At 44.8% G+C, this 16,946-nt stretch carries 12 protein-coding genes; 10 read left to right on the plus strand and 2 right to left on the minus strand.

Going from position 1 to position 16,946, the window contains the following annotated elements; all coding sequences use genetic code 11:
- The first annotated feature begins 133 nt into the window (after window positions 1-133).
- Complete coding sequence (locus BN3769_RS05170) at window positions 134-634, plus strand: hypothetical protein (protein WP_068468252.1); 501 nt, start codon at window positions 134-136, stop codon at window positions 632-634.
- A 108-nt stretch (window positions 635-742) separates the two neighbouring features.
- Window positions 743-1,216, plus strand: coding sequence for a hypothetical protein (locus BN3769_RS05175; RefSeq protein WP_068468254.1), 474 nt, complete (start codon window positions 743-745; stop codon window positions 1,214-1,216).
- Between the two features lie 6 nt (window positions 1,217-1,222).
- Here BN3769_RS05175 and BN3769_RS05180 read toward each other — a convergent pair whose 3' ends face one another.
- The gene (locus BN3769_RS05180) at window positions 1,223-3,031 is read right to left on the minus strand and encodes a hypothetical protein (protein ID WP_068468256.1); all 1,809 of its coding nucleotides are present in this window, start codon (window positions 3,029-3,031) and stop codon (window positions 1,223-1,225) included.
- 269 nt (window positions 3,032-3,300) lie between these two features.
- Between BN3769_RS05180 and BN3769_RS05185 the strand changes: the two genes are divergently transcribed.
- Both BN3769_RS05185 and uvrA read left to right on the plus strand, forming a co-directional pair.
- Entirely contained in the window at window positions 3,301-3,600 is a 300-nt protein-coding gene (locus tag BN3769_RS05185) for a hypothetical protein (RefSeq protein ID WP_068468258.1), read from the plus strand.
- A gap of 368 nt (window positions 3,601-3,968) precedes the next feature.
- Complete coding sequence (gene uvrA, locus BN3769_RS05190) at window positions 3,969-9,668, plus strand: excinuclease ABC subunit UvrA (protein WP_068468260.1); 5,700 nt, start codon at window positions 3,969-3,971, stop codon at window positions 9,666-9,668.
- Window positions 9,669-9,765: 97 nt separating this feature from the next.
- Here uvrA and BN3769_RS05195 read toward each other — a convergent pair whose 3' ends face one another.
- Window positions 9,766-10,569, minus strand: coding sequence for a hypothetical protein (locus BN3769_RS05195; RefSeq protein ID WP_068468262.1), 804 nt, complete (start codon window positions 10,567-10,569; stop codon window positions 9,766-9,768).
- Between the two features lie 305 nt (window positions 10,570-10,874).
- Between BN3769_RS05195 and BN3769_RS05200 the strand changes: the two genes are divergently transcribed.
- The 6 genes from BN3769_RS05200 to BN3769_RS05225 all read left to right on the plus strand — a co-directional run bounded on the left by BN3769_RS05200 (window position 10,875) and on the right by BN3769_RS05225 (window position 16,798).
- Entirely contained in the window at window positions 10,875-11,237 is a 363-nt protein-coding gene (locus BN3769_RS05200) for a hypothetical protein (RefSeq protein WP_068468264.1), read from the plus strand.
- A 24-nt stretch (window positions 11,238-11,261) separates the two neighbouring features.
- On the plus strand, window positions 11,262-11,681 hold the full coding sequence (locus BN3769_RS05205; RefSeq protein WP_068468267.1) for a hypothetical protein: 420 nt from the start codon (window positions 11,262-11,264) through the stop codon (window positions 11,679-11,681).
- A 465-nt stretch (window positions 11,682-12,146) separates the two neighbouring features.
- Window positions 12,147-12,371 (plus strand): DUF4116 domain-containing protein, encoded by a 225-nt coding sequence (locus BN3769_RS05210; RefSeq protein WP_068468269.1) that lies wholly within the window; start codon window positions 12,147-12,149, stop codon window positions 12,369-12,371.
- A 305-nt stretch (window positions 12,372-12,676) separates the two neighbouring features.
- The gene (gene pknD, locus BN3769_RS05215; RefSeq protein ID WP_068468272.1) at window positions 12,677-15,625 is read left to right on the plus strand and encodes a serine/threonine-protein kinase PknD; all 2,949 of its coding nucleotides are present in this window, start codon (window positions 12,677-12,679) and stop codon (window positions 15,623-15,625) included.
- A complete protein-coding gene (locus BN3769_RS05220; RefSeq protein WP_068468274.1) occupies window positions 15,618-16,181 on the plus strand; it encodes an NUDIX hydrolase in 564 nt (187 codons plus the stop codon). The genes pknD and BN3769_RS05220 overlap by 8 nt, the downstream gene beginning before the upstream one ends.
- A gap of 140 nt (window positions 16,182-16,321) precedes the next feature.
- A complete protein-coding gene (locus tag BN3769_RS05225) occupies window positions 16,322-16,798 on the plus strand; it encodes a hypothetical protein (RefSeq protein WP_068468276.1) in 477 nt (158 codons plus the stop codon).
- Window positions 16,799-16,946 lie beyond the last annotated feature (148 nt).

Here is a 16,946-nt window from a genome sequence, read left to right on the forward strand (position 1 = left end):
CGTGTTGAGGCTTTTAGCACTTGCTTTAAAAAAGCTAAAAATTTTATTGACCATTTAAGAGGTAGGTTCATTGAATAGCGCTAATTCGAAAGAATGGCGTAAATTACAATTTTTATTAATAAAAGGAATCTATATGTCTTTAGCTTGCTTAAATCCGGGCTCCCCCCTTTCTTATATGTCTTATTCGGAGGTTAGTTTTTCACCTGGCAAACCACCTTCCTATATGCACAATGAATCTGGCGACAGTTTTCTCTATTCGGAAGAAGATTTAGAGGAAATCTCCTTTCTCCCTGTCATTGAACTGAATGGCAAAAAGGTCATTTTTACTCTAAGTCCTCAACACCAGCCAGCCCTCTATTATAAAAAGCGTTTCATTTCCACCATACGCGATGTTTTACAGCTTGTGAGATTTTTTCCCTCTTTAGATCAAGAATTGCTCGATAAAATTGCGACGATGACGAATTATTTATATAAGGGAACCGATTATGAGTATCTTCCCCACTCTGCTAAGATGAAGGAAGAAGAAATTTATTTCATGGTCAAGCATGAATGCGAACTTTGCAAAGTCAAGTTGCCTCTATCAGAAAAAAATTGTGAAGTCATTTATGAAGAAGCGGATGAAATAGAAGTCTAGGCCTGATTGACAAACTGACATTTAAAGGGTAAATTAAAAAGAATCAAATAAAATTTAGAGAATGCTCCCCTCCTCTTAAGAAAAGGAGGCCAAAAGAAAGGCTTCTTTATGAAAACATGTATTCAAGTGCTTCATCTCGATCAAGCCACCCTTTACTTTTTCTTTGATCAAGATCACCTGCCAGCGATTCAAATAGAAGGCGTCAAATATACGTCTTTATATCAACTATGCCGCGATTTTCCACATTTATTAGCGCCTAAGCAAATAGAAAAAATGGCAAAAATTGCCAATTTTTTAATTAAGGGCTTAGAATTCCAATATATTGAAAATATCAACGCCTTTAAAGAAGATTATTTCCAACGTTTGGAGGCTGGGCAAACCGCGTTGCTTCAAAACATGCCTTGCTTAAATGATTATGGCATATATGATGTATCCATCATGCATCATCCTAAAATCCACAATGGCAAGCTTATCTTCTTTGTCAAACAAGATTACACCCATCTCCCCTATAAAGCTTCGTTGGACTTTCCTTTAAAAGATGAAAATTTTTCCATTCATTATGAGTTACTGCCCGCTATTTAATGCCTGTTAATACGTTTCAATAGCTGGAGTTAAGTATCTAGTCTCTAAATCAATTCTAGAAAAAATATCTGGCGGATTATTCCTTAAACGAGATTTCAATTCCCTTAATTGTTGCTGAAGCTCCTCTATTTCTCCATTTAATTGGCTGTAGCCACTTGAAAAGCGATGCTTAGTTTGCCAAGCCTGCAAAGCGCTTTGATAAGTATGAATGAGAGCTTCATTAAGAGAAGACACAGGCCTTTCAAGCAAAGAACGCGTCTCTAATAAGAAATTCGTCGTGACCATCCTTTCATCAAATCGCACCCATTTTCGATGATAAGCATTGATAAAGGTAAAGGATTGCTGCCAGACTTCTTCATCAATAAACTCGCGCAAGCAAGAGGGGTCATTCCCAAAAAAATTGAGCAAATGCTTAATCGTCATCAAGCTGAATAAAGCCGTTTGCATGCTGACATACGTGCAGTTGCCTGTTTCTTGCGATGGAAGGTTTTCGTAATGAATGCGTACCCCTCCCAATTCCCGTTCAATGTCTGAGCAATTGAAATGCTGGGCAGATGTAACCTCTTGTCTTCTAGATAGCTGGCGGATGACTTCTTTTGTCACAAGCGAGCGGTCTGGAATCCGGAAGAGATGAATGCCTGGCTGCGTTCCTGACCCTGCACCGCGATTGCAATACATTAAATAATCTCCGAAGAAAATGGCGCCTGTCGCATGCCAATCATACCCGGCGCCAATACTAATGGGCCCAATAAACTCAGAGGCTTGAATGCGAGCAGCAATCGCTTCAATTTCCCTATCGCTAATAGAATCGCTAGACGTCGTCTGATTCATCGCTTCAACAATCCAACGCTGGCTATCTTCGTCAAAAAAAGGATCTATTTTGGCAAAATCTTCAAAAGAAGCCGCAATCATGGGAATCGTAAAAGCTTCACAAAATCCCTCGAGATTGACGTTCTTCCCGGTAGGCAAATCAACGGTCCCCTCTAAATGGCAGGCATGTCCAAAGCGTTTTAAACTGAAAGTCAGATATTGTTCCAAGTTGGCTTCTTTCTGGCTCTTTAAGGCCGGCAAGCTAATGGCCTGAACATGTTTTCTTGTTTCAGCTGTTGTTTGCGAGCGCAATAAGGCTGTTCCTTGCACTTCGCCTTTGAATCCATATTTTGTCAATTGATCGAACGGATCAGCAGTAAATCCCAGCGTGCTTAAAATACAGTGCGCTCCCTGCCTTTCTCCCTCGGTAAGTGCTTGTTCTTTTTGCGCCAATAAACGCTCAATCCCCCCTTCATTAAAAAATGCCTCCCATGAAAAAGGAAGCTCTCCCGAAGGCACAAGCGATTCCCTTGGAGTAGGAAGAGAAATCGATCGAGAAGAGGGTAAAGGGAGGATAGGCTCGTTTTCTCCCGCTAATAACGACGGCTGCTCTAGTTTTAGGGATACATCCGATCGAGGCACGATTCTAGGCACAATCGATGTAGCACCTCTAGATAGTCTAGGCCTTGCGCCTGTAATGGAAGGCTGGCCGCTCGATTCGATAGAAGGAAGAAGCACAATCCTTTCGTTTGGGCTTGCTGATCTAATCGATTCTTCAAGCTGATTAACCGATTGAGGGGCTTGGGGGCTCTTATAGAAGAGCGAGAAGATATAATTGGCCAAAGCCAGTACTTGCCTGACAAGCGTACAAACAACTGCAGCGGCTAACTGATAAACTGTCCGGCCTAGCCAAATGACAGAATTGATTGCCTTATCCGTACAAGATTTCACAGGAGAACACAAAAGCTCAGCCGTTCTAATCGGCGAAAATGAACATGTTGTCATAAATCAAATAAAAATATTTATTATTAAAATGTTAAATAATTTAAAACCATAGGACACAATTGTTAAAATTTAATTAAGAAAAAATTAAAAGATTCGATCAATCTTAAATAAAAAAAAACAATCTTACAAACTTTGATGAAATATTATTTTTTCTTTGATAAAAGAAAGATGGATGAGCAAAGTTAGATTCCTGAATAGGCAAATAAGAAAAAATTTGTTTCTAAATGAAGTCGATTCCTTGAGTATAAACGCATAAATTAAGGTGCTATATGAGAAAAATGATTTGGGCAGCTGCGGCCTTTTTACTTTTATCCTCCACTTCCGGATATGCGCTTTTGCCTCCTCTTTATGAGGGAGTCCGAGAGATTAAGTCCATTTTGACAAGCAAAGAATTTGGAGAAAAGCTGCATTCCGGCGAAGTCCTTGTTGCCATTCAAAAGAATGACGCTGGATATGAAATCACGACCAATCAGCACCATCTACAGATTGATGTAAAATACGAGCAGACCGGACGGATTGGTCCAGCCGAATATACACTCTATTTTCATGACCCTGTTCCGATTAAATAAGGCAACTGGCATTTCTAGGGCATATCGCCAATTCCCCTTCATCCATATGGGCAATACGCCTAGGGCGTAAAAGGGCTTGTTCAGCAGCTTGAGCGAACGGCTGCTGAACAAGCGTAGAGTTAATGAGTCGACAACTCGCTAAACTCTCTTTTTAATTACTTTAGGTTCAACAGCTTGTTTTAAAAATTTAAAACGATTATAATTAATATGTCCAGATGGGTTGTTTGTATAAATAGCCCTGTTCCCTCATTTTCATCCCGCTTATTCCCAACGATTACAAGCCTTTTCTTCACTCCTTAGATTTATTCGTTTTCTTGCATTGAATTTTATGCTATGCTTATTGCTTAAATTTTCACAAGTAGCTGAATATGAATCACGAAAATATTGTTTTAAAAAAAGTTTGCGTTCACAACTTGAAATCCGTGGATTTGACGCTTGATAAAAACGAGCTCATTGTTTTTACAGGCGTATCGGGTTCCGGAAAGTCCTCTTTGGCATTTGACACCATTTATACGGAAGGCCAAAGGCGCTATGTCGAATCCCTGTCCACTTTTGCAAGGCGCCAATTGGGCGAACTGGCCAAGCCGGACCTCGAGCATGCCAGCGGTATTTCCCCCACAATTTCTATTGAACAGAAAACTGCAGGCCGCAATCCCCGTTCGACGGTTGGGACATTGACCGAAATTTATGACTACTTGCGCGTTCTTTATGCCCGGATAGGCATTCCTCATTGTCCTGTCAGCGGAGAGCCTGTTACGCCGCAAAGCCGCGAGCGCATTATTAAATCAGTCCAAAACCTGCCCGCGCGTACAAAATTGATTATACTGGCTCCTTATGCGCATGGAAAAAAGGCTGAATTCAAAGAAGACTTTCAAGATCTCATCCGCAAAGGATTCATGCGTGCTCGTGTGGACGGCCAAATCATCAATCTGACAGACGAGCTTGTTTTAGATGGCAATGTCGCACACGACGTCGATGTCGTGATCGACCGATTAACTGTCGATCCCAATGCCTATTCGCGCATTGCCGATTCCCTTAGCCAGGCGCTTCAGCTCGGTCAAGGCGTATGCAGCGTACTGGATGCCGATTCGCAAAATGAGCAGCTATTTTCTATGCATGCCTACTCTCCAAAGTCAGGCCTTTCCTATACATCTCTTGAACCGCATGATTTTTCTTTTAACAGTCCGTCCGGCATGTGCCCTCGCTGCCACGGCATGGGAACGATTCATGAATTCAACCTAGACATGATCATTGACCCAAACTTGAGCATTGCTGAGGACTGCTGTTCAATTGCCAGCTCTTATCAAACTGTCCGCTATGGCAATATTTACGACAATTTGGCCGAACAATATCACTTTAGCGTCCATACGCCTTGGAAACGCTTATCGGCCCAAGCCCGCAAAGTCTTCTTATATGGAACGGACAAAAAATGGACGCGCATGCACTTTGTGCATCCCGTGACGGGTGCGCGCTGGACCGATCATATTCAATGGAAAGGTGTTTTGCACGACGCTCATAGCCGTTTTGCAGAAGCAAAAAGCGAAAACTACCGCAAAAAGATGCAAAAGCTCATGAGCATCCAAACGTGCCCCGACTGCCAAGGGCAGCGCTTAAAGCCTTATCCTGCCGCGACGCTGTTGCAAGGCAAACGCATCAGCGAATTGACAGAAATGACCGTCGCTGACTGTCAGCAGTTCTTTGAAAACCTCCGCTTGTCTGAACAAGAGAGATTGATAGCCGAGGAACTGCTCAAAGAAATTCGTCAACGCCTTCAGTTTTTGATGGAAGTCGGCTTGCATTATTTGGCGCTGAATCGAACGGCCCCTACCCTTTCCGGAGGAGAGGCCCAGCGCGTCCGCCTTGCCTCGCAAATCGGCTGCGGCCTAGTCGGCATTACCTATATATTGGACGAACCTTCCATCGGCTTGCATCCGCGCGACAACCGCAAACTGATCGAGACGCTCAAGCACTTGCGCAATATGGGCAATACGGTGATTGTCGTCGAACACGATGAGGAGACCATTTGGGAGGCTGACCGCATCGTGGACTTTGGCCCGGGCGCAGGAGTGAAAGGCGGCCAAATCATTGTCAACGGTGACTTAACGGACTTAATTGAAAGCCCTCATTCTTTAACGGGAGATTATCTAACGGGCAGGCGCCAAATCCCAATTCCCAAAAAAAGGCGCAAGCCCCAGAAAAGCGAATTGGAAATCAAGGGAGCCAGCCATCACAACCTTAAAAATGTCGATGCCAAGATTCCTTTAGGACTTTTCGTAGCTGTAACGGGAGTATCGGGATCGGGCAAATCCTCTTTGATTACAGACATCCTTTATCCGGCCCTCTCCAATGAACTGCATGGAGGCGAGCACTTTGTCGGTCCCCATCAATCCATTAAAGGCATGGAGCTGGTCGACAAGGTCATTGCAATAGACCAATCTCCCATTGGCCGCAACCCTCGTTCCAATCCCGCCACCTATATTAAACTATTCGATGAAATCCGTGACCTTTTTAGCCAACTGCCCGAAAGCCAGGCAAGAGGCTATAAGCCAGGGCGATTCAGCTTCAATGTAAAAGAAGGCTCCTGTTCGCAATGCGAGGGAATGGGAATGGTAAAAGTCGACATGGACTTTATGGAAGACGCCTGGGTGGATTGCCCTTTATGTAAGACCAAACGCTTCGATCCCGAAACGCTGTCCGTTCTCTATAAAGGAAAAAACATTTACGACATTTTGGAAATGGATGTATCCGAGGCTTTGGAATTTTTCGACTCCATTCCTTCAATCAAGCATAAGCTAGAGACGCTGCAGCAAGTCGGAATGGAGTACATCAAGCTTGGTCAATCGTCCACGACTTTATCCGGCGGAGAAGCTCAGCGCATTAAGCTAGCCAAAGAGCTCGTGCGTCCGGCGACGGGAAAAACGCTTTATATTTTGGACGAGCCAACGACAGGACTTCATTTTCATGACATTGAACACCTCCTAAAAGTTCTTCATACCCTTGTCGAAAAAGGCAATACCGTGCTTGTCATCGAGCACAACATGGATGTTGTCAAAACGGCAGATTGGATTATCGATTTAGGGCCGGAAGGCGGAGCAATGGGAGGACAAATCGTCGCCAAAGGGCATCCAGAGCAAATTGCCAAATTAGATACGCCGACAGGCCATGCAGTCCGGCATGCGCTTTTTCCGAATATCGAGGAGAAAATTCAAACCGCACTGCAAAAAGGCAAGCTGCGCCGTCAAACGCAGAAAGCGCGTGACTCTGCCCTCATTCGCGACATTACAGTCGTCGGCGCCGAGCAGAACAACCTCAAGCAAATCAATGCGACTATTCCGCGCGAAAAAATTACTGTTTTTACGGGCCCTTCCGGATCGGGCAAGTCTTCCTTGGCTTTTGAAACCATTTATGCCGAAGGCCAACGGCGCTATATCGAGTCGCTTTCCCCTTATGCCCGCCAATTTGTCAAACAGATGCCTAAGCCAAAAGTGGCGCAAGTCAACGGCCTTTCTCCCGCCATTGCAATTGAGCAAAAGGCGCATGCGGGCAATCCGCGTAGCACGGTGGGAACAATGACGGAAGTCTACGATTATTTGCGCATTTTATTTGCCCGCTTGGGGGTGCCGCACTGTCCCGAGACAGGTGAAGTGATCAAGGCCATCAGCAAAGAAAATGTAGTCGAGCGCATTCTCTCTTATCCAGCCGGCGAGAAATTGCATATTCTCGCTCCGATCGAGCTGCAGAAAAATGAGAAATTTGACGATGTCTTGCTGCGCTTCAAACGCCAAGGATTCCTGCGCATCCGCCTCAACGGAGAGTTCTTTAACCTTGAACAGGAAGGAGAATTGGCGATTCCTTTCGATCGCAAACGCAAGAACGAACTGTACTTGGTCATTGACCGCTTAAAAGTCGACTCTTCCATGAAGGCGCGGCTATTCGAGGCAATAGAAAATGCCGCGGCGATAGGCGGCGGAAAGCTAACTGTCATGCGCGATAAACGGGATGTTCCCTTCAATTTATCCTTTGCCGTCGAAAGCACGGGCAAATCTTACCCCGAGATCACTCCTCATACCTTTGCATTCAACACATCAGAAGGCATGTGCCCCGATTGCTTGGGACTTGGCTATCAATACGGCGCGAACCTCTCTCACCACGCCGATGTCCTCTCCCTCTCCATGATCGGCCTGATGCGCAGCCTCTGGCAAGACGAATTCAGTCAAGCCGCCTTTGCATTTGTCGACCAATTCCTCGACGAAGAAGGCATCGATCCTTATTGTCCTTTGCGCCAGCTTCCCGTCGACAAAATTCAGCTCATCCTGCAAGGGGCCCCGGAAGATCGCTGGTATACAGCTTCCAATGGTTTGCGCTATCGCTGGACGGGAATCAATCACGTTCTAGCCAAGGCAGGAAAAAGCGCTGCGACAGAAAAGCGCGAAGCCATTATCCCTCTTTTGCAAGAGCAAAATTGCCTATCCTGCCAAGGCGCGCGCATCAATCCTTTAGCCCGTCATGTGACCCTTGAAGGCTTGGCGATCCAAGACCTATGCCGCCTGCCCATTGAACAAGCCCGGAACTTTATTCGCAGCCTTCGCATGGCACCCGAAGAATTCAAATTGCTGGAAGAAGTGTATACCCAATTGCTCAATCGCCTAGATTTCCTATGCGAAGTGGGCTTGCAGTATCTGTCCCTAGAAAGACGGGCGCCTTCCCTAAGTGGAGGAGAAGCCCAACGCATCCGCCTGGCCCGCCAATTGGGAAGCGGCCTGACAGGCGTGTTGTATGTCCTCGACGAGCCGACCATTGCCCTTCATCCTCAAGACAATGCCCGCCTCAATCAAGCCTTGCAAAAGCTCAAGGCGCTAGGCAACACGCTTCTCTTAGTTGAACACGACCCATTGACGATTGGGATGGCCGATTATTTGTTAGATTTCGGTCCGCAGTCAGGCGAGCAAGGCGGCCATATTACAGCGCGCGGAACCTTAAAGCAGATCCAGCGCAGCGCTCAGTCTTTGACCGGCGCCTATTTATCCGGAAAGAAGGCCATTTCCATTCCGGCTAAGCGGCGCAGCCTCAATAAAGGGCAACTGGTCATCCAAAATGCCAAAAAGAATAACTTGAAGAACGTGGAAATCGAGATTCCCCTTGGCGCCTTGACCTGCCTGACAGGCGTGTCCGGCTCGGGAAAATCTACACTGTTACAGCAAATTCTCTTGCCGGCAATCGAGCGGCGCCTATCTGGAGATTCCCTTGTCATCGAAGGAGCGACCGTATCCGGTCTCTCCCACTTCGATAAGGTCATTTCCATCGACCAAGATCCCATCGGCCACACCATTCGCTCGGACGTGGGCACGTATGTCGATGTGCTGTCCCGCATACGGGACTTCTTTGTCACTTTGCCGGCAGCAAAAACCAAGGGATTGCAGCCCAAACATTTTAGCTATAACCATCGCAAAGGGATGTGCTCATCATGCTGGGGCCTCGGCTATCGCCGCATAGAGATGCATTTTCTTCCCGCCGTCAAAGTCGTCTGCGAAGACTGCCAGGGCTTGCGACTCAATCCTGTCAGCCTGGAAGTGATGTTCGGGGGCAAAAATTTTGGCCAATATCTTGATATGACGGTCAATGAGGCGCGCATAGCCTTTCAAAATCATCCGCGCATCATCCGCATTTTAGACACGCTGATTGCCGTTGGATTGGGCTATCTCAAGCTCGGACAGGAAACAGCTAGCCTTTCAGGAGGAGAAGCGCAGCGGCTTAAGCTAAGCCGCGAGCTGGCCAAGCGCTCTACCGGACGGACGCTCTATTTGCTTGATGAGCCGACAACCGGGCTGCATAGCGACGATATCCAAAAGCTCCTTCCCGTACTCCACCGTTTGGTTGATAAGGGAAATACGATGATTATGATCGAGCACAATTTGGATATGATCAAAAATGCCGACTATGTGATTGATCTTGGACCTGAAGCTGGAGAAAAAGGCGGCCATATTGTCTGTACAGGAACGCCTGAGGAAGTCGCCAAAGTATCCAATTCCTATACAGGGCGCTATTTAAAGAGTGTTTTGACAATTTAGAAACACCGTTAGGACAAAAAAAAGCGCCTGGAGGGAAAATATTAACCTTTTCCCTCCAGGCGCTCTATCTTTTAAGATTTACTTACGAATTGGCAATCTAGGCTTTGCGCTTCTTCGGAGCAGGAACGATTCCAGGTTCTTCTTCACGCGCTTTTTTGCGCGAGGCGGTCGCGACTTGCTCAAGTTTGGTATTCTGATGTTTTACCTCTTCCTTGATCACTTCTTCTTTAACGATGCGCTTTCTGAGGTCTGTTTGCAAAATATCGTATTTTTTATCTGCATTCTTGGCAGCCTCTTCTCTCTTTCTGCGATCAATTTCGCGCTGCATCTCATTCATTTTTTGCAAAAAGGCTAGCTTGATTTTCTCTGGAATATTGCGCATCTGAAGAATCATGAGATCCATTTTCAAGACGTCACTTAACAAATTTTCCTTTGCAAAATATTGGCGCACATAAGAACGGCCGGAGTTGCGGCGATCTCTGGAATCTTCTTGGCGATTTTTCTCTTCTTGAAGGCCTTCTTCTGGATTTAGGCGAATATAATCTTCAAATGTTTCCCCAACAACAGCCAAACGCTCGTATTCCGATTCGCTCAAAGCTTTAACAGCTACTTTTTTACCATTGATGGATAAATCCTGGGCTGTGCTCAAACGCTCAGCAAATTGCGGACTGACGTGCGCATACAAGACATCGCCCTTTTCGACTACGGCAACAAAACGGTTATCTTGCGCAACTTTTCTTAACTTTTCCAGCCGCTTTTCAGGAGACAATCCCTCTAAATTTAACAGTTTTAAAGTGGGAGACTTTTTAGAAATAACAAAAAGAGAAACTTTGACATCGCTCTTGTCTTGAAATTCACCCGAATTAAAAATTTGATCTAGCACTTCATTTTTAATTTCCATAAGGCACCTGCTTTTATTATTAAAACATATTATATTGATTATATTTTTTTAAAACAATCAATTTTTAATTAAGAAATTTTAACATCTTATTAATTCTATGGTAACATACTAGCTGATTTATGCCTGCTCCTATGTTGTTCTAACGCCCTCCATTTAAATTTTTTTACCGGATTCGGGCTTCTTTCTAGGGAGTGTCCCTGGGAAAAAAATTCAAATATAGACTATTATGAATTCGACAACAGTCTCTTATTCTTTATTTTTATTACTTGCTCTCATATGATAAGTCCAGCAAAGGAGGAGGAAACATGTTTAAATTTCCCTTTATGCCTAAGCGAAAGGCAGACAGCATTTCTAATGGTATTTTTCTAATTTTATTGGGAGTCCTGTTTTATACAGGTGCTTGGTGGCCAGGCATTCTCTTTGCAATCGGATTATCTTTTGCTTTAAGACAATTTTTAACAGGCAAGCGCTCCAACTTTTTTATTACGCTTGTTCTTCTAGGTTTATTAAGCATTATCACCTTGGCGGGAATGGCTTTTTCCTTATTATTTCCTCTTCTTTTCGTCCTCTTTGGAATTTATTTAATTTTGCGCGAATATGTCTATATCAGCGGGCAGCGTCTGCATTTCCGGTCTTTTCATGCTAATGAGGATTCTAAAGAAAGGTAAGAGAGAGCGATAGGAAGAAGAAAAATGAATGCTTTTAAATCCCGTCTGATCCACGTCGCGCGCATACAAGAACAAAACGAGCAACCGGCCTATCTTTTTTTACGCCAGCTAGATCCCTATCGCTATGTTTGGTTTAAAGAAGAGGCAGCGGGACAAGAAACCGAAACCCCCGTTTGGGGAGCGACAACTGAAGAGGCCATCCTTGCAGCCCGCAAGGCATGGAGGCAGGCTTATTTTACTCCTTTGCATTGCGGCTTTCGTTATACCTTGCCAGAAAGGGATGAGCATGGAATTAATGCTTTATTCTACCAAATGGCCGCTTCTTATGCTTCTATGACAGGAGTATATTTTGAAGAGGAGCTTGGATCCAATTGCCTGGTCCAAAATGCGTCAATAGAAGCGCGCGAGTTATGGAAAGCCCTACAACTCGCTAATCGTTTATGAACGATTAACTCTAATTTTAAACTGTATATCATTGTTTTTGCACTCTTATTTATAATGTAATTGTTTTATATTTTTATTATAATATTATATTTCATTTAAATAGGAAATTAAAATAATGAATACAGTTTCTTCAAAATTAATTAATTTTGATCGTTATGCCGATTACATCCCTTTGTTAGCATAGCCACAAATTTAGTTACTTTATTTCAAAAATATGTTCTCAAAAATTTTTCTACAGCTCAAATCCAAGATCATTATTTCAGGCATATAAAAGAGAAAAATAGTGTTAGATGTGCAATTTTGTTAGTTCCCTTTCTCGGAAATATCTGTATTGCTTTATTTGATTTATTAAATAGAAATCGGTTTAGCCGAACGGCACAAGTAGACAACAACGCGAGACCGGTGACAAGATTGGAATTCACCAGCCCAAACGTCAGAGACCATTTCGATATGGTCTTATAAATTGTGAGGCAAGATCCTTTCGCCCTGCAACAGGCAAGCGATCACTTGAAAAATAGCATTTTTATCGTTGATGCAGCCGTTGAAAGAGACGGGCTTGCTCTGGAATTCGCCGGCCCGAACGCCAAAGACCACTCCGATACCGTCCTAAAAGCCGTCAGGCAAAATCCTCTCGCCTTGCCGCATGCAAGCGACCGCTTGAGGAATAATGCCGCGATAGTTCTAGGTTAACTCTAATCCAGTCTTCCCTCATTAAGGCGCAAGAGGCATTAAAATTGCCTCTTGCCCTTTAGAAATGCCCATTTTCTAACGCACACAGAAGACCATGCGATCCTTATTCAGCTTTAATTCTCCTTTTCCCCTTGCCTATCTCACATGATCCGGTAGCCCATCCCTCGTCCTTGCCTTTGATAATCAAATATTTTACATTCTCACTTATCATATATAGCTTTGCTTTTTGCCTTTATTAATTTAATATGACGGCAAGCAGACCCATCCATTTGCTTTTGTTGCTAATTTAAGTTTAAAATTTCATCATGCAGAATCAGCCTAATCCCATTTCTTTTACTTGTGCATTTTGTAAACAAAGCTGCACCCTCTCTCTGGCGCATCCTCCAGCTTTTTGTCCTTTTTGCGGAAAACCGCAAAATGACTTGGAACTTCCTTTTACCCCTACACAGACTGATAGTTATAAAATTGTTAAAAGCATTGGCAAAGGCGGGATGGGAGAAGTCTTTTTAGCCTATGATACCTCTTGCAACCGCAACATTGCCTTAAAAAGAATTCGAACAGATCTGCTGGATCATCCTCAGATCCGCCATCGCTTTTTGAAAGAGGCCCATATTACGTGCCAGCTCACTCACCCGGCTATTATTCCCATTTATACCATCCAATCCGAACAGGCTTATTATACAATGCCCTTCGTAGAAGGCGAGACGCTCAAGCAGATCATCCGCAAGACCCGCCAGCAGGAGAAAAAGGGAGAAAAGTTGGATCACATTGGAGGCTCCATCCCCGCTTTAATGCGCATCTTCCTCACCATTTGCCAAGCCGTCGCTTATGCGCACTCCAAAGGCGTCATCCATCGTGATTTAAAGCCCGAGAACATCATTGTTGGAAAATATGGCGAAGTATTGATTTTAGACTGGGGATTGGCCAAATTCCTGAATGGCGCATCTGAAGAAGAGCTACCCGGCAACCACCCTCCTTCTTTAAAAAGGCAGGCCAACATTACACGAATGGGAAAAGTGGTGGGCACGATTGCCTATATGGCGCCCGAGCGGGCCCTTGGCCAACCGGCAACCATTCAAACAGATATTTATTCTTTAGGCGTTATCCTCTACCAGCTCCTGACTTTGCAAAGCCCATTTAAAAGAGGAACGCTGGAAGAGTTTAGGAAAAATCTGAACAAAGAAGAATGGATCGATCCTGTCCTTGCCGCTCCCTACCGGGACGTTCCGCGGATGCTGGCCCGCTTCACCGAGAAATGCCTGTCTCGCAATCTGCAAGAACGCTATCAATCGGTCGATGATTTGATTAGAGATTTAGAAAACTATATCGAAGGACGGTCCGAGTGGTTCCAACTCGCTCAACTGGATATTAAGCAAAAAAAAGACTGGGAATTCCAAGAGAACATCCTCATTGCCGAACATATCGCCATCACAAGAGTCACGGAAGAGGCAGAATGGGTCAGCTTGATGATCTCCCAGCAGTCCTTTCCGGGCAACATAAAGGTCGAAGCCGATGTATGCATAGGCGAACACGGCCACGGCATTGGATTTTTAATCAGTATTCCAGAGGCCAGCGAACGGACTTACCTCAACGAAGGCTATTGCCTCTGGCTGGGATGCGATAATAATCGTTCCACAAAACTTCTGCGATCCAATGTCGAAGTCGTCCATGCTCCCGACATTTTCTTAAAGCGACAACAATGGCACCGCATCCGGATTGAAAAAATTGAAGAGACAATCCATTTTTATATTAATGATGCCCTTCAATTTTCTTATATTGCCCATATTCCCCTTACCGGCACCCATATCGGCATGCTGTCGCGCGATGCCGATTTTGATATCAGCCCCTTGCAGGTCTCAGTTGGGAACTTGAACATCATGGTCAATTGCTTGGCCGTACCAGACGCGTTCTTGGCCCATCGGGATTATCCGCAAGCGCTAAGCGAGTACCGCCGCATCGCCTACCTGTTTCCCGATCGCGCCGAAGGCCGTGAGGCCATTTTTCGTAGCGGCCTGACTTTGCTCGAGCAAGCCCAAACGGCAGCTGATAAGAATGCCTTGCTCGATCAGGCTTTGCAGGAATTCGAAAGGCTGCATCATACGCCCGGAGCCCCGTTTGAATACTTGGGCAAATCTTTGGTGTACCAGGCGCTCGGAGATAATGAAGAGGAAATTAAATGCTTCGAGCTAGCCTATCGGCGCTACCCCAAACACCCTTTAATGCCTGTCCTTCAAGAGCAGATTATTTCTCGCCTGCATGAAGTTTCACGCCAGCAACGCATTGCCACCTATCGCTTTACTCTTCTATCCGTCCGCCATCTCCCCGCTTCCGCCATTGACACCCATACACGCCGCTTATTTACAAGTTTGCAAAAGCACTGGGAGATCCTACCCTTTATCGATGAAACCTCTTCCAAGCAGCATATGCATTCCTCTATGCGGCTTGCCATTCCGTTGGCCTTTTGGCTGGCCAAGCCTTATACTTTAGGAGAAATTATTCAAGAATTGCTCCAAGGCGATCTCTCCTTTTTACCAGAGCTGGGAAATGCCCTTTTTTGCCTACTTGAACTGGGCGCTTGGAAATATGCGCAAGAAAAGTTTGAGGAGGTTCGCTCTCACTTATCCGTTTCGCCTGCCCTCAATTGGACATGGCTGGAAGGAACCTTTGCCTGCCATGTTTATTCCCTTGAGGAAACATTTAAACACTTTTATCAGCGCCCGTTGACACGAATCGAACCGCATGAGTTGCGCTCAATTCTCTATTTTATGGATCACGCATTGGATCAATTCCAGACCGAATGGGTCCATGCCTGCACACCGGTCTTGGAACAATGCGAACTCTCCTTTGATTCTCAGCTTCGGCTTAACTGTAAGCGTATCTGGGCCTATTTATTAGAAAAAAATTGGCAAAGCGCAGGCGAAATTATCTATGTTTATCCTGTCGAATTGCTCAATCAAGACTCTACCCTTCTACACTTTTTATATGGATGCTGGCTACAGGGGACAGAAGGGAAAGAGATGGCTCACATCCATTTTACCGGTTTGCTGCCCGTTTCCTATCCGCGCACGTGGACATTGGCCAGCCACTTCCTCATTGAAAATCTTCCAGAGAATTGGCTCGATAAGGCGTTTCTTTGGGAAAAAAGACAGCTTTACCGGCAATTAATTCTCTATTATCATTGTTCAGGAGAAGAGGATAAAAAACTCCATTTCTTAAAACTTTACCAACAACAATTTATTTCTATCGATGAGTAATCAACCTTTCCCCTTACCCGTTATTGAAGAAAGCCGCCTGGTCTTTGAGGAATCTTTAATTAAGATCCGGCGAGATATGTTGCGCAAGGGTCAACAGCCTCCTTACCGCTATTATTCTTTGCTCACCCGCCCTTTCGCTGTTGTCATCTTGGCAACGACTCCGGAAGAATCCTATGTGCTCATTGAAGAATACCGCCATCCGACAGGAAAGATTTTATTGGGATGTCCAGGAGGTTACATCGATGAAGGAGAAGATCCGCTAGAGTCCGCTGCCCGGGAATTTGAAGAAGAGACAGGCTATCGAGCTGATTCATTTGAGCTGATAGGAAGCGCTTTCCCCTATGCGGGAGTCAGTGCGCAAAAAACATTTTATATCAAAGCAAAAAATGCCGTCCTTCATTCGAAGCCCAAGCTTGAACCTTCAGAAGTCATTCAAACACGCCTTTTATCTGCTGAACAGCTGAATCGGACCATTGAAGAAGGCATAGAATTAGACGGCACGCTTTGCACGGCCCTTTTTTTCCATGCCCGCCGCTATATTCTTACCACTCCTTAACAGATTAAAGAATTAGCTATAGAAAAAATGCATTAAAGTAAGGAAGAGGGCAAATTTAATTTTACTTGCCGGAGAATCGCTCTTCTGTTAAACACGTGACCTTTTATTATACAACATCCTTCTAAACAAGGAGTTTTACAATGAACATAAGCTTATACTCTCAAAATTGGGCATCGAAAGTCTTCGATAAAATTAAAGTAACCACCCAGACATCAGCCGATATAACCAGCGAGTGGGCCGGAAAAGTAGGAAAATGGACAGGACGAGCTGTCGTCTACATCAAAAGCATCCCTTCCCGCATGCAAGAAAGCGATCGCTATGCCGTGGCCGTCATTTTGGGAGCCAATCTAGCCATGTTCGCGCTTATTTATAAAATTACGGCATTCGTTAACCGACGCATTCAGGCAGATTCTCCTCCTTTAGACAACGATCAAATTAGAATAAAGAATTATGTCCTTGATTTTATTACCGGCACCTCCATGCTGACATTTAATCTAGTCTTTTCGCGCTTAACCCAATATTCCATTCACCCTCTGGCAATAGCCGCATTTGCAATCAGCAGCATTATTCTAAGAAGGGGCCTTGCGCGCGAATCTACCTCGACTGCTTCGGTATAGGCTACGCACAAAGCCTTTTAGAGAATGTATTAAATTCAGAATCACCTATATTTGAAAGGAGATTCTCTCGGGGAATCTGACATCAGATAGCGGGCAATAGGGAGTGACGATTGCCCGCTAATTCACGTCGCTTAAGGGGAAAAAAGAA

The organism is Candidatus Protochlamydia phocaeensis (genome assembly GCF_001545115.1).
Classification (GTDB): Bacteria; Chlamydiota; Chlamydiia; order Chlamydiales; family Parachlamydiaceae; genus Protochlamydia_A; species Protochlamydia_A phocaeensis.

Coding starts and splice junctions, on each gene's coding strand:
- BN3769_RS05170 (WP_068468252.1), top strand. CDS start 134: ATGTCTTTAGCTTGCTTAAATCCGGGCTCCCCCCTTTCTTATATGTCT.
- BN3769_RS05175 (WP_068468254.1), top strand. CDS start 743: ATGAAAACATGTATTCAAGTGCTTCATCTCGATCAAGCCACCCTTTAC.
- BN3769_RS05180 (WP_068468256.1), bottom strand. CDS start 3,031: ATGACAACATGTTCATTTTCGCCGATTAGAACGGCTGAGCTTTTGTGT.
- BN3769_RS05185 (WP_068468258.1), top strand. CDS start 3,301: ATGAGAAAAATGATTTGGGCAGCTGCGGCCTTTTTACTTTTATCCTCC.
- uvrA (WP_068468260.1), top strand. CDS start 3,969: ATGAATCACGAAAATATTGTTTTAAAAAAAGTTTGCGTTCACAACTTG.
- BN3769_RS05195 (WP_068468262.1), bottom strand. CDS start 10,569: ATGGAAATTAAAAATGAAGTGCTAGATCAAATTTTTAATTCGGGTGAA.
- BN3769_RS05200 (WP_068468264.1), top strand. CDS start 10,875: ATGTTTAAATTTCCCTTTATGCCTAAGCGAAAGGCAGACAGCATTTCT.
- BN3769_RS05205 (WP_068468267.1), top strand. CDS start 11,262: ATGAATGCTTTTAAATCCCGTCTGATCCACGTCGCGCGCATACAAGAA.
- pknD (WP_068468272.1), top strand. CDS start 12,677: ATGCAGAATCAGCCTAATCCCATTTCTTTTACTTGTGCATTTTGTAAA.
- BN3769_RS05220 (WP_068468274.1), top strand. CDS start 15,618: ATGAGTAATCAACCTTTCCCCTTACCCGTTATTGAAGAAAGCCGCCTG.
- BN3769_RS05225 (WP_068468276.1), top strand. CDS start 16,322: ATGAACATAAGCTTATACTCTCAAAATTGGGCATCGAAAGTCTTCGAT.